This is a genomic window from Ruminococcus albus AD2013 (genome assembly GCF_000526775.1).
Classification (GTDB): domain Bacteria; phylum Bacillota; class Clostridia; order Oscillospirales; family Ruminococcaceae; genus Hominimerdicola; species Hominimerdicola alba_A.
Window position 1 is genome coordinate 1,082,760 of the sequence record NZ_JAGS01000001.1, and the last position, 13,307, is coordinate 1,096,066.

The 13,307-nt window shown below is 47.5% G+C and carries 15 protein-coding genes and 1 other annotated feature; of the genes, 6 read left to right on the top strand and 9 right to left on the bottom strand.

Translation table 11 applies throughout. The features are described from left to right. Positions 1 to 8: 8 nt before the first annotated feature. The 5 genes from N773_RS0104890 to N773_RS0104910 all read right to left on the bottom strand — a co-directional run bounded on the left by N773_RS0104890 (position 9) and on the right by N773_RS0104910 (position 3,383). A complete protein-coding gene (locus N773_RS0104890; RefSeq protein ID WP_024856745.1) occupies positions 9 to 395 on the bottom strand; it encodes a SpoIIIAC/SpoIIIAD family protein in 387 nt (128 codons plus the stop codon). Next, complete coding sequence (gene spoIIIAC, locus N773_RS0104895; protein ID WP_024856746.1) at positions 395 to 592, bottom strand: stage III sporulation protein AC; 198 nt, start codon at positions 590 to 592, stop codon at positions 395 to 397. Before spoIIIAC ends, N773_RS0104890 begins: the two co-directional genes overlap by 1 nt. Before the next feature lie 9 nt (positions 593 to 601). Then, positions 602 to 1,075, bottom strand: a complete 474-nt coding sequence (locus N773_RS0104900; RefSeq protein WP_024856747.1) for a stage III sporulation protein AB — start codon at positions 1,073 to 1,075, stop codon at positions 602 to 604. Beyond that, a complete protein-coding gene (locus N773_RS0104905; RefSeq protein ID WP_024856748.1) occupies positions 1,060 to 1,959 on the bottom strand; it encodes a stage III sporulation protein AA in 900 nt (299 codons plus the stop codon). Before N773_RS0104905 ends, N773_RS0104900 begins: the two co-directional genes overlap by 16 nt. Positions 1,960 to 2,063: 104 nt before the next feature. After that, positions 2,064 to 3,383 carry an AI-2E family transporter gene (locus N773_RS0104910; RefSeq protein WP_024856749.1) on the bottom strand — a complete coding sequence of 440 codons (1,320 nt, stop codon included), beginning with the start codon at positions 3,381 to 3,383 and terminating at the stop codon, positions 2,064 to 2,066. 188 nt (positions 3,384 to 3,571) lie between these two features. Then, positions 3,572 to 3,829: a binding site (T-box leader), on the top strand. A 77-nt stretch (positions 3,830 to 3,906) separates the two neighbouring features. Between N773_RS0104910 and trpE the strand changes: the two genes are divergently transcribed. Genes trpE through trpA form a run of 6 tightly spaced genes read left to right on the top strand, consistent with a single transcriptional unit; the run spans position 3,907 to position 10,162 of the window. Continuing rightward, positions 3,907 to 5,382 carry an anthranilate synthase component I gene (trpE, locus tag N773_RS0104915; protein ID WP_024856750.1) on the top strand — a complete coding sequence of 492 codons (1,476 nt, stop codon included), beginning with the start codon at positions 3,907 to 3,909 and terminating at the stop codon, positions 5,380 to 5,382. Between the two features lie 18 nt (positions 5,383 to 5,400). Continuing rightward, entirely contained in the window at positions 5,401 to 7,035 is a 1,635-nt protein-coding gene (locus N773_RS0104920; protein ID WP_024856751.1) for a bifunctional anthranilate synthase component II/anthranilate phosphoribosyltransferase, read from the top strand. A 4-nt stretch (positions 7,036 to 7,039) separates the two neighbouring features. Next, the gene (gene trpC / locus N773_RS0104925; RefSeq protein WP_024856752.1) at positions 7,040 to 7,828 is read left to right on the top strand and encodes an indole-3-glycerol phosphate synthase TrpC; all 789 of its coding nucleotides are present in this window, start codon (positions 7,040 to 7,042) and stop codon (positions 7,826 to 7,828) included. Next, the gene (locus N773_RS0104930; protein WP_431602473.1) at positions 7,825 to 8,187 is read left to right on the top strand and encodes a chorismate mutase; all 363 of its coding nucleotides are present in this window, start codon (positions 7,825 to 7,827) and stop codon (positions 8,185 to 8,187) included. Before trpC ends, N773_RS0104930 begins: the two co-directional genes overlap by 4 nt. Positions 8,188 to 8,190: 3 nt before the next feature. Next, the gene (trpB, locus tag N773_RS0104935; protein WP_024856754.1) at positions 8,191 to 9,381 is read left to right on the top strand and encodes a tryptophan synthase subunit beta; all 1,191 of its coding nucleotides are present in this window, start codon (positions 8,191 to 8,193) and stop codon (positions 9,379 to 9,381) included. Further along, a complete protein-coding gene (gene trpA, locus N773_RS0104940; RefSeq protein WP_024856755.1) occupies positions 9,371 to 10,162 on the top strand; it encodes a tryptophan synthase subunit alpha in 792 nt (263 codons plus the stop codon). The genes trpB and trpA overlap by 11 nt, the downstream gene beginning before the upstream one ends. Before the next feature lie 24 nt (positions 10,163 to 10,186). Here trpA and N773_RS22150 read toward each other — a convergent pair whose 3' ends face one another. From N773_RS22150 to rnhA, 4 genes are read right to left on the bottom strand one after another with little or no spacing between them, the layout of a single operon-like run. After that, positions 10,187 to 10,339 carry a hypothetical protein gene (locus N773_RS22150; protein ID WP_155250855.1) on the bottom strand — a complete coding sequence of 51 codons (153 nt, stop codon included), beginning with the start codon at positions 10,337 to 10,339 and terminating at the stop codon, positions 10,187 to 10,189. Further along, entirely contained in the window at positions 10,336 to 11,418 is a 1,083-nt protein-coding gene (gene mnmA, locus N773_RS0104950; RefSeq protein ID WP_024856756.1) for a tRNA 2-thiouridine(34) synthase MnmA, read from the bottom strand. The genes N773_RS22150 and mnmA overlap by 4 nt, the downstream gene beginning before the upstream one ends. Positions 11,419 to 11,435: 17 nt before the next feature. Continuing rightward, complete coding sequence (gene nifS, locus N773_RS0104955) at positions 11,436 to 12,644, bottom strand: cysteine desulfurase NifS (RefSeq protein ID WP_024856757.1); 1,209 nt, start codon at positions 12,642 to 12,644, stop codon at positions 11,436 to 11,438. 20 nt (positions 12,645 to 12,664) lie between these two features. After that, positions 12,665 to 13,138 carry a ribonuclease HI gene (gene rnhA, locus N773_RS0104960; protein WP_024856758.1) on the bottom strand — a complete coding sequence of 158 codons (474 nt, stop codon included), beginning with the start codon at positions 13,136 to 13,138 and terminating at the stop codon, positions 12,665 to 12,667. Positions 13,139 to 13,307: the final 169 nt, after the last annotated feature.

The following is a 13,307-nucleotide window of genomic DNA, read 5'->3' on the forward strand; positions in this document are numbered from 1 at the left end:
TCACGGCCTCACATAAGTAGTGTTCTGACAATACCTATCAGAGTTTCCAGCATCGGCAATATGATCAGCAATAAGGCTGTTTTGCCAGCAAGAACTGTCTGCTCGGCTAAAGTCGATTCCCCGCTGTCGCGGCAGATGCCCGATGCAAAACTCGTTATATAGCATATCCCGAGCCCTTTCAGCAGTATTCGGATATACTCGGGGTCGGTACCGCCTTGCGCATAAAAAAGCGACCTCATCTGTGCTATAAGTCCGCCCATGGAACCTGCGACTTTCATAAATATCACAGCAGAGGCGGCAAGGGTCAGCACAAGTGCGATACTGCGGTCATTTCCGACACTCTTGCATATAATAGCAGATACCACTGCAAAAGCGCATATTATAACAATATTCATCAGGTCAGTCCGAATATATTCTTTATCGTATCAAACAGCTCCCCTATCTTGCTGACCACCATCATCAGCACCACAACAAGCCCCGCCAGTGTTGTCATCATAGCCTGTTCGTCACGCTCGGCACGTTTCAGCAGCTGATTGAGCACCGCCACGATTATGCCCACGGCGGCTATTTTGAATATGAGATCTATTTCCATGATTTTCACCTATATCAGGATAAGAGCGGCGGTCAGTCCCGCGGAGATGCCCGCAGCCCTGTATATCCTGGTGTATTTTTCTCTTTTGTCGTGAGCCTTTTCCAGTGCGGCACTGACTTCGGCTGTAAATAAAGCATTCTGCGCCAGCTGACCATCAAGATCGGTACTGCCGAAACGGGCGATAAGATCGGCAAAAGCTTCGCACATCTCAAGCCCGCTCGACCTTATGCGTGATGATACACATTCGGTGATATTAACGTCTTCCGATGTAAAGAGGGCATTATAACTTCCCTTTTCGGAGGATATGCGCCGAAATATCCCTGCTGTATCAAGGCGGCAGGAGGTAAGGCAGATATCTATCTGCGACATCAGTGCACTGAGTTCACGAAGTTCTTCCTCTCGCTTTTTCAGGAGATACACCGCGTTTTCCCCCGCCGCCGCACCTGCCGCTGTCAGCAGCAGAAAGCCTATCGCGCCAAGCACAGCAGATCACCTGCATTTCGTATATCATGTACAGCGCGGTCTTTCAGCAGCAGGACAGTATCGAAAATACCGCGGGCAAGAAATTTTGAGATGTTCGGCTTGTCAGACAATTCAGAAAGGCTCCCGCAATGACAGGTAGCTATCAGCGCTACCCCCGAATCACAGATGTATTCAAGTGATGCTATGTCCTCCGCAGAACCTATCTCGTCACAGATCAGCACCTGAGGAGACATGACGCGCACTGCCGTTTCTATCGCGGCTTTGCGTGGGTAGCGATCAAAGATATCTGTCATGATACCTACATCATTTGTTGGCACACCCGATACCGTCGCTGCGATCTCACTGCGTTCGTCAATTATGGCTGTCCTGTAAATACCGCCGCATGATCGGGCAAGGTCTCGCAGGAATGTGGTCTTGCCCGATGAAGGTTCGCCAGCAATAAGAAGAGATATTGGTCGAACGTTAAAACAGCTATTGAATATTTCATCGGCACAGCCTGTTATCTCCCTAGGGATACGGATATTCAGCGAAGATATATCCCTGACGTTTATGACCCTGCCGCCATCTAAAGAAGCTGTACCAGATATACCCACTCTTATACCACCGCTCCACACTGCATAACCCTCGCATAACTGTGCCGCACTGCTGTGCATAGAGTATCTGAAAGCCCTTGCGGCAGTAAGTTCGATATCTTTAGGGGTAACTGTCATCTCACGGTCAGGGATAATGGTCGTGTCCGTTAAAGTAAGTGTTAGGGGTCTGCCTGTGCGCAGACGTATCTCGCAGATCTTTGAGGAAATATCCCTCGGCAGATTTTCAAGCATGACTGCAAGATGTGACGGAAGAAGTTTCAGCGAGTTTTCAAGTTCTGATCTTTGAAGCATATCAACACTCCTTTGCTTGTCCATGGTAAATAGATATGCAAAGGCTAAGGCGGATATGCATAAAAAACGCCGCTGCCTTTTTATCGGCAGCGGCGTTGGATCAATTATTTTTCTATGAGATCAATAACTTCGCCCTGTTCCTCAGGGCTGACTTCGTTGACTTCGTCTATCGATGGGATATCAAGGGCAAGAAGTTCCTCGGCGGTGAGCGGAGTTCGCTCAGGGGGCTTTTTATAGAGATGCTGAACATCTTTCATATAGTAATCGGTGCTTGTGGGAAGCTTCTTGTTACGAAGCTTTTCCTCTACTGAACCTCTTATGAAGCTGTAAAGAAGAGCGGTGGTGGGGACTGCAAGAATCATTCCGCCGAAACCGAATATACCGCCGAAGAGGATCAGTGACATCAGCACCCAGAATCCCGGAAGACCCGTGGAATCGCCCAATATCTTGGGACCCAGGATATTGCCGTCAAACTGCTGAAGCACTACTACGAAAACTACAAAGATGATGAACTTTTTCGGATCGACAAGGAGTATCAGCAGGCTGGTGGGAACTGCACCTATCAGCGGTCCGAAGAAAGGTATGATGTTGGTAATACCTATCATAACACTTATCATCGTAGCGTAGGGCATACTCATTATGGTAAGGACTATGAAGCATATCAGACCAATGATGATGGAGTCGATTATCTTGCCTGTGATGAAGCCCGAGAATACGCTGTTCGCCTGCTCGAATCCAGCCATAACTTTTTCGCAGGTGCGCTTTTTGGTAACGGCAATGATTATCTTCTTGAACTGTGCCAGAAGTTTTTCCTTGCTGCAAAGCATATAAACAGATACTATAAGACCCAGCAGGAAGTTCTTGACAACTGTAACTATTTCCCATGCACCCGAAAGAATATTTTCAAGCATGGGCTTGAGTTTATCGTAGATAGTACCAACATCTGTATTGAAATCGGACAGCCAGTTCGTAGCCGCCTTTTCAAGAGCCGGATAGTTGCGGAACACCTTGTTGATCCATTTCTGGATACTCTCGGCTATGGAACCTGAATTATCAAAGATCTCAATAACGGATTTTATAAGTTCGGGGACTACTATCGCCACAATGCCTGTCACGATCCCGACGAAAAGCAGTTCGGTTATAATAACAGATATGATCTTGATGAACCCTGAGGCTTTTTGCCTCTGTTCCTCTGTCTTGTATAATTTTTCCATCAATCGGCTTGTCCTGACCATTACGGGGTTCGTCAGAAATGCAATTATCAAGCCCCATGTTACAGGCTGCAAGACATCAAACAGATGATAGATACTATCCAGTATATCGGAAATGTTATTGAGAGCCAGCACCAGCAGAACATTGGCGGCGATAACTATCGCCGCATACACCGCTATGGTCTGATACTTTTTGTTTGCATATATCTTCATGGTCTGTCCTTTCTTTGATAAAATATACTGTTATTTATTATAACTCATTATCGGAAGATTTTCAAGTGATTTGAGAATTTTTTCGGGAATAAGCTAACATTTACAAAAAGTTAACATTGTATTTTTCGGAAAACCTCTTGACAAATGGTAAAAAAAGTAATATAATGCAAAACAGAAAATTTAATAAACGAAATCCTGTGAGCAAAAGTAAGTAACTGTTTGAGGGAGTTTCAGAGAGCTGTCGGTGGGTGCGAGACAGTACGAGGGCATACAGTGAATGGATTTGTGAGGAGCGGAGCGAAAGTTTTTACGAGTATCTCCTGCCGTGTTCCCTACGTTAGTGCGGAGGGGTATTGATCTCTAGGTCATTCCGAAGAGTGCGTACCTTGTGAGCCGACAGTTTTTGTCGGGAAAATGGGTGGCACCACGGTTCTATCGTCCCATGACTGAAGTCATGTGTGATGATGGGACTTTTTTTATTGCCGTTTTTGCTTTGGGATATTAAACAATGGAGGTAATCACTATGCTGTATCCGAATCTTGAAGACGTAAAAAAATATCTGGAGAGCTACAAAACAGTTCCTGTTTTCTATGAACTGCTGATGGACAGCTGCACTCCGATACAACTGTTCAATTGCCTGCACGAACTGTATGAGGACTGCTTCATACTTGAATCGGTAGACAACAAGGATAAGTGGGGCAGATATTCCTACGTGGGCATTGATCCCAAAGCTGAATACGAACTGAGAAACGGCGTTATGACTATCAAACAGGCAGGCAAGGCTCCCGTAGAAGTAAATACCGATGATCCAATCGGTTTCCTTTCCAAGGTCATCGAGGAGCACAAGTCCCCGAGATTTGAGAGCTATCCCAAGCTGACAGGCGGTCTGATGGGATATTTCGCTTACGATATGGTAAGATACTTTGAAAAGAAGCTTACAAATATTCCCAAGGACGATCTCGGAATGGCTGACGCAGATCTGTTCATGTTTGAAAAGCTGGTGGCATACGATCACCTGAGCAACAAGGCAGTTATCATACTCAACATCAATTCCACAGATGATATAGATGCCAAGTACGCTGCCTGCGAGCAGACCGCTCTTGATATAGTAGTTGCACTGAAGAGCTATCAGCCCGAGGTAAAGAAGAGAAAGCCCATGCCCGATGATATCGAGGTAAGGTCGAATATAAGCAAGGAACAGTACCTTGAAAATGTACGCAAGGCAAAGGAGTACATCAAGGACGGCGATATCTTCCAGATAGTTCCATCACAGAGATTCGAGATGGACAACCCGCCCGACAGCTTCGATGTTTACAGAATGCTTCGTTCAACAAATCCCTCACCCTATCTGTTCTACTTCAAGCACGCAGATTATGCTTTTGCAGGTGCTTCTCCCGAAATGCTGGTAAGCGTAGAAAAAGGAACGGTAGTCACAAGACCAATCGCAGGCACTATAAAGCGCGGTGCTACCCACGATGAGGACATCATGAACGAACAGCGCCTCATCAACGACCCCAAAGAAAGAGCCGAGCACACAATGCTTGTTGACCTTGGCAGAAACGACATCGGCAAGGTGAGCGAATTCGGAAGCGTTGAAGTTACCGACCTGATGGTGGTTGAGAGATACTCAAAGGTAATGCATATAGTATCTAATGTTAAGGGCAAGCTCAGAGAGGACAAGAAACCTCTTGACGCGCTGATGGCTGTACTGCCCGCTGGTACCCTTTCGGGCGCACCCAAGGTGAGAGCTATGGAAATAATCGACGAGATGGAGACCACAAAGCGCTGTCTGTACGGCGGAACAGTCGGATATCTTGCATTTGACGGTTCACTGGATACCTGCATAGCTATCAGAACGGTACTTTTCAAGAACAACAAGGCTTATGTACAGGCAGGCGGCGGCGTAGTCGCAGATTCTGTTCCCGAAAACGAATATGAAGAGAGCTGCAACAAGGCTCTTGCGGTTATAAATGCTGTCAAGGAAGCGGCAAGACTGTAAGGACGGGGGTAAATTAAAATGATACTTTTGATAGATAATTACGACAGTTTCACATACAATCTTTATCAGGCTATCGGTGTACTTAACCCCGATATCAAAGTAGTACGCAACGATGAGATAACCATTGAGGAGATCGAAAAGCTCGACCCTCAGGCGCTGGTAGTATCTCCCGGACCCTGCTATCCCAAGGACGCAGGTATCTCCGTTGAGGCTATAAGACATTTCAGCGGAAAGCTCCCTATCTTCGGAGTATGCCTGGGTCATCAGTCCATAGCCGAAGCTTTCGGAGGACACATAATCCATGCGGCTGAACAGATGCACGGCAAGCAGACTTCCATAGATATCGACAACGATCAGCCAATATTCAAGGGTCTGAAAAACAAGGTGGATGCGGCAAGATATCACTCACTGATAGTTGAGAAAGAAACTCTACCCGACTGCCTTGAAGTTATCGGTACAGATGACAGAGGTCAGATAATGGCACTGAAACACCGCGAGCACCCTACCTACGGCGTACAGTTCCATCCCGAGAGCATACTCACGGAATACGGCTCTGCTATAATCGCAAACTTCCTTAGGATAGCAGGCATCGAGGTCACAGGACCACAGGTCAACGTTCTTCCCGATTCCGAAAGAACAGAACTGAAGTCTTACATTTCTAAAGTTGTTGACGGTCAGCACCTTACCCGCGAGGAAGCAAGAGATGCTATCGACATAATCATGGGCGACCGTGCTACAAACGCACAGACAGCCGCTCTGCTGACTGCCATGAGAATGAACGTTGAGACTATCGACGAGATAACAGGCTGTGCTCAGGGTATGAGAGACAAGATGGCTAAAGTTCCTCACAACAGCGAGGTGCTTGAAATAGTCGGCACAGGCGGTGACCTGGCTCAGAGCTTCAATATCTCCACTACTTCTTCCTTTGTGGTATCTGCCTGCGGTCAGGCTGTGGCAAAGCACGGCAACAGAAGCGTTTCTTCAAGAAGCGGCGCGGCTGATGTGCTGGAAGCTCTCGGCGTTAAGATAGCTTCCACCCCCGAAAAGGCTGCTGCCTGCATAGATGAAGTCGGCGTATGCTTCCTCTTTGCTCAGAGCTATCACAAGGCTATGAGATTCGTGGGACCCGTAAGAGCACAGAGCGGTATCAGAACAGTTTTCAATATCCTCGGACCTCTTGCTAACCCCGCAAATGCTGAATACAACGTTATCGGTGTTTACGAGGAAAGACTTATCGACATCGTAGCGAACGTTCTGAAAAACCTTGGTGTCAAGCACTCACTGGTTGTATACGGCAGTGACGGACTTGATGAGATATCTATATCTGCTCCCACTTATTTTGCAGAGATCGATAACGGTCAGATAAACAGGTTCACACTTACGCCCGAAGACGTTGGTCTTACAACCGCTAAGAAGAAAGATATCGTCGGCGGTGACGCACTTGAGAATGCTTCGATCACGCTGGGAATACTCAAGGGTGAGATACAGGGCGCTAAGAGAGATATCGTACTGTTCAATTCGGGCGCTGCGCTTTATGCCTGCGGAAAGGCAAACAACATCGAAGCAGGTGTAAGAATGGCGCGTGAAGCCATTGACAGCGGTGCGGCACTGGCACAGCTGAACAAGCTGATCGAGTTTACAAACAGAGGATAAATATATGATACTTGATGATATAGTTGCTCAGCGCAGGATACAGCTGAGACACGAAATGGAGCGCTGTCCCCTGAACAAGATGCGCCGCAGGGCTGAGATTCAGCTGACAGAGCGCACTCCCCTTTCGCTGGAAAAAGCTTTGAAAAAGGATACTCTCTCCTGCATATGCGAAGTTAAGAAAGCTTCTCCCTCAAAGGGGCTTATCCGTGAGGACTTCCGCCCTGTGGACTTCGCAAAGGAATACGAAGCCGCAGGTGCGAATGCCATAAGCTGTCTGACAGAAGAGCATTATTTTCAGGGCAGTTCGCAGTATCTTGCAGATATACGCAAGGCGGTGAATATCCCGATACTGCGCAAGGATTTCATCTTTGACGAGTACCAGATATTTGAAGCTGCCGCCCTGGGTGCAGATGCTGTGCTGCTGATAGCGGCAGTGCTGGATATACCTGATTTTGAAAAGCTTTTCAAGCTGGCTAAGACACTGGGGCTCAGCGTACTTGGTGAGATGCATACGGTGGAAGAGATGCAGTGCTACGCTCTCGACCGTGATGGCATGGTCATCGGTGTGAACAACAGAAATCTCAAAACATTTGAAGTTGATCTGGCGACAGCTTCAAAGCTGAGACCCTACGCTCCCGACGGTTCCGTGTTCGTATCCGAGAGCGGCATAAACACCAACGCAGATATGAAAGCTGTACGAGAGGGCGGAGCTGATGCAGTGCTGATAGGCGAAACACTCATGAGAGCCGAAAGTATCACGAATAAGCTTCACGAACTGCGGGAAGGCTTATGATGATACCAAAAGATACGAAAGTATACGACCACATACCGGACGACACAGAGATGATACGAAACGATACCAAAAAATGCAATGACATCGGCGAGGTACGAAAAGAGATCGACCGCATCGATGATATGATAGTGAAGCTGATAGCCGAACGCGGACAGTATGTAAAGCAGGCGGCAGGCTTCAAAAAGAACAGCGATGATGTGAAAGCTCCCGACAGAGTTGAAAAGGTCATCGCAGGCGTTCGTGCAAAGGCAGAGTTATACGGAGCCGATTCCGATATAGCAGAAGCGGTATATCGTACTATGATAAACTGCTTCATCGGCGCTGAAACAATAGAGTTCAACAGTAAGAAAGAGGTATGATCAATGGATAAGATAGGACGCTTCGGCGATTTCGGCGGACAGTATATCCCCGAAACAGTCATGACAGCAGTACATGAACTGGAAGCCGCTTACGACAAATACAAGGACGACCCTGAATTCAACAGGGAGCTGCGCGAGCTTTACCGCGACTACGCAAACAGACCTTCAATGCTTTATTATGCTGAGAAGATGACAAAAGATCTCGGCGGCGCTAAGGTGTATATCAAGAGAGAGGATCTCAACCACACAGGTGCCCACAAGATAAACAATGTTCTGGGTCAGCTGTTGCTTGCCAAGAAGATGGGCAAAAAGCGTATCATCGCTGAAACAGGTGCAGGTCAGCACGGCGTTGCTACTGCTACCGTATGCGCACTGATGGGTCTTGAATGTGAAGTATACATGGGCTCAACCGATATGGAAAGACAGTCCCTGAACGTTTACAGAATGAACCTGCTGGGTGCTAAGGTGACAGGTGTTGACAGCGGAACTGCTACCCTCAAAGATGCGATAAACGAAGCTTTCCGCGACTGGTGTTCAAACATCGACACCACATTCTACTGCATAGGTTCCGTTATGGGACCTCACCCATATCCCACAATGGTGCGCGATTTCCAGAAGATAATCAGCGAAGAGATAAAGGCACAGATGCTTGAAAAAGAGGGCAGACTTCCCGATGCAGTTGTAGCCTGCGTAGGTGGCGGTTCAAACGCTATGGGTGCTTTCTATGATTTCATCGGCGATAAGGGCGTAAGACTTATCGGTGCTGAGGCCGCAGGCAGAGGTGTTGATACCCCCGAACACGCGGCTACTATCGCAAAGGGCGACCTTGGTATATTCCACGGTATGAAGTCACTGTTCTTACAGAACGAGTACGGTCAGATAGACGAAGTATATTCCATCTCCGCAGGACTTGACTACCCCGGCATAGGTCCCGAGCACGCTTATCTCCACTCCATCGGCAGAGCTGATTATTTCAGCATCACCGACGAGGAAGCTGTTCAGGCATTTGAATACCTCTCAAAGACCGAGGGTGTTATCCCTGCGATAGAATCTGCACACGCTGTTGCGGCGGCCATGAAGATAATCCCCCAGATGAGCAAAGATCAGATCGTCGTTATAAACCTGTCGGGCAGAGGCGACAAGGACGTTTATTCCATAGCAAGATACAGAGGAGTTGAGTTAGATGAAAAATAGGATAGACGCTTGCTTTGAAGACCTCAAAGCTCAGGGTAAAAAAGCACTTGTAACTTTCGTAACGGCTGGTGACCCCGACCTTGGCACCACAGAAAAGATCGTGCTTGAAATGTTCGATAAAGGCAGTGATATCGTTGAGATAGGTGTACCTTTCTCCGACCCCATAGCTGAGGGCGGCACGATACAGCGTGCTTCACTGAGATCGCTGAAACACAACACAAACCTCGACCAGATATTCGAGCTTGTAAGCAGGCTCCGCGACAATACGGACAAGCCTATACTGCTTATGATGTACTTGAACACTGTTTTCCGCTATGGTACGGAAAAGTTCTTCAACAACTGCAAGAATGTTCAGATAGACGGCGTTATAATACCCGATATGCCTTACGAGGAGCGTGACGAAGTAAAGGAATACTCCGAAAAGACAGGAGTAAGGAGCATTTATCTTGTTGCACCCACATCAAAGGAGCGTGTTAAGATGATAGCCGAGGAAAGCAAGGGCTTCCTTTACATAGTATCATCTCTGGGCGTTACGGGTACACGTAAGGAGATCAGCACAAATTTCAATGAACTGCTGGCTCCCCTGAAAGAGGGTAATTATTGCCCTGCCTGCATAGGTTTCGGTATATCAAACGGTGAGCAGGCACGCAAGATGGCTGATTACTGCGATGGCTGTATCATCGGTTCGGCGATAGTTAATATCGTGGAAAAATACGGTGCAGACAGCGTTGAGCCTGTTGGTGAATTTGTTGCAAGCGTAAGAGAAGCGCTTGATGCATAAAAATAAGCTCGTGAGTTTAATTGCTCACGAGCTTTTGTTATTCTCCGTTTTGGGATTTAAATAGTTGTTTCTCATTCCATAAAGCATTACTGAAAAGCCGAATACTCCCACCAACTGCGGCGGCAGAAACCTATTGATATCCGAAGCGGGGATATTCTCTTTTACGGTGAATTTCATACTTCCGTACCGCTGATAGTACCTCCGCCGATGACATATTCGCCGTCGTAGAATACCACCGACTGTCCTTTTGATACTGCCTTGTGGGGTGTATCGAATTCGACTTCGGCTTTGTTTTCACCAGTGGGATAAATAGTACATGGAACGTCTTTCTGGTGATAACGGGTCTGGGCGGTACACCGCAGGGGCGAAGTCAGCTTATCAACGGTGATATAATTCACATCTTCTGCGGTGAGCCTTTTTGAGCATACCTGTTCTGCATTACCCATTATAAGTCGGTTCGATACCATATCCTTCGCGGTTACGAAAAGCGGTTCGCTGTAAGAAACTCCCACGCCGCGGCGCTGACCGATGGTATAGTGTATAAGCCCCTTGTGGCGACCCAGCACCGTGCCATCGGAAAGCACGATATCGCCCTCGGGCTGTTCGCCTGCCCTCTCGGTTATGAAGCTTGCGTAATCGCCATCGGGTATAAAGCAGATATCCTGAGAATCACGCTTGTGAGCATTTATCAGACCGTTCTCTTCGGCGATAGCGCGTATCTCGGGCTTGTTCATAGCTCCCACGGGGAAAAGTGTGTGGGAAAGCTGTTCCTGTGTCATGCCGTAAAGAACGTAGCTCTGGTCTTTTGACCTGTCGGCTGAACGTTTAAGCAGCCATCTTCCGCTTGCTTCATCGAAATGGGAAGTCACGTAATGCCCCGTTGCGATGAAATCAAAACCAAGAAGCTTTGCTCTGTCGAGAAAAGAGCCGAATTTCAGGTGCTTGTTGCATTCTATACAGGGATTTGGTGTGCCGCCCGCAAGATAGGTGTCAACGAAATTATCCATCACGCGGAGTTTGAATTCATCGGAAAAATTGAAGACATGAAAATCAATGCCGAGTTTCAGCGCAACAAGACGGGCATCTTCAACATCATTCAGCGAACAGCAGGTCTTTTCACGGACGCCGATATCCTCATTATTATAAAGGTGCATAGTCGCACCTGCGACTTCGTAGCCCTCATCAAGCAGCAGCTTAACTGCAGCAGAACTGTCAACACCGCCGCTCATGGCAGCGAGAACTCTTTTTTTAGCCATAATAACTTTCCTTTTTATTATACTGTATAATCGGGTATGCCCTCTTCGCGGCAGATGCGCTGCCACATAGGCGACATACTGCGCAGACGCTTTATGGTCTCGGGCAGGACTTCCAGGATATAGTCGATATCCTCATCGGTGTTGCCGTCACCGAGTGTAAGCCTTAAAGAACCCTTTGCAAGCTCCTCATTAAGGCCTATCGCCGTAAGCACATGAGATGGGTCTATCGAACCGCTTGTACAGGCAGAGCCCGAAGATGCGGCAATACCCTTGATATCAAGCGCAAGGATAAGGCTCTCGCCCTCAATACCTCGGAATGAGATATTCACGTTGCCCGCGCTTCTGCGTTCTCTGCCGCCGTTCAGACGAGAATAAGGTATCCCGGAAAGTATACCGTCAATAAGCCTGTCACGCATTTTCGCAAGGCGGATATTGCGTTCATCTATACACTCTACTGCATCGGTTATTGCAACACCCATGGCAGCTATGCCTGCAACATTTTCAGTGCCAGCACGCTTGCCGCGCTCCTGTGCGCCGCCATGGATAAGGCTTTCGAGAGGTGTGCCTGTGCGGACATAAAGCGCACCCACACCCTTTGGCGAATGGAATTTGTGACCCGAAAGTGACAGCATATCGATGTTCATATTTTTAAGATCAAAATGCTGATGACCTATTGCCTGAACAGCATCGGTATGGAACAGAACACCTTTCTTTCGGCAGACCGCACCTATCTCTTCTATCGGAAGAATACTTCCTATCTCGTTATTTATAGCCATTACCGAAACAAAGGCGGTGTCCTCGCGTATGGCATTTTCTACCTGTTCGGCAGAAACGATACCATCTTCATCAGCAGGAAGATATGTAACATCAAACCCGTGATTTTCAAGATATTCGCAGGTATGAAGAACCGCATGATGTTCGATATTGGTGGTGATGATATGTCGCTTGCCGTTTTTTGCGCCGAATTCGGCGGCACTTTTTATGGCGAGATTATCAGCCTCTGAACCGCCCGAGGTAAAAAATATCTCGGAGGGACGGGCTGCACCAAGGGCTTCAGCCACCTGTCTGCGTGCGTTGAGGACAGCTTTTGCCGCATCCATGCCCAGTGTATAAATACTTGATGGATTGCCGTACTGCTCTTTCAGATAGGGCAGCATGGCATTCAGGGCATTATCGGAAACGTTGGTGGTCGCCGCATTATCGGCGTAAACAAAGGGTTTATCCATAGTTTCAAACCTTTCTGCGATCATTCGCCGACTACTTTGTCAAAAGACGCGCCCAGTGATCTTGCTTCCTGCGAACCCTTTACTGCCAGTTCGTCACAGCGTTCATTCTCGGTATGACCTGCATGACCTTTCACCCATACGAATTCCACCTTATGAACGGCGAGAAGCTGTAATATTATCTCCCACAGGTCGCTGTTGAGTGCGGGTTTCTTATCGGCTTTTACCCAGCCGCGCTTTTTCCAGCCCACAGCCCAGCCCTTGGTTATAGCATCTATCACGTATTTTGAATCACTGTACAGCTTGATCTCACAGGGCTCTTTCAGCGCCTGAAGACCCTTTATTACCGCAGTCATTTCCATGCGGTTGTTGGTAGTCTTAGGGTCGCCGCCGTAAAGTTCTTTGCTGATATTATTGAACCTTAGTATCGTGCCGTAGCCCCCGGGACCCGGATTGCCCGAGCACGCACCGTCGGTAAAGATCTCGATTTTTTTCATGTATAAGCTTTCCTTTTTGAATCAAAGTTTGATATATCTTATGCAGATACAGGTCAAAACATAAATCTGACCGATCATTTATCATTTTATTATAACATAATATTGTCTGTTTGTCCAGTATGTTTTTTAGGATAGTAACTCTAAACTCCTTTCTTTTAAATAATAATCA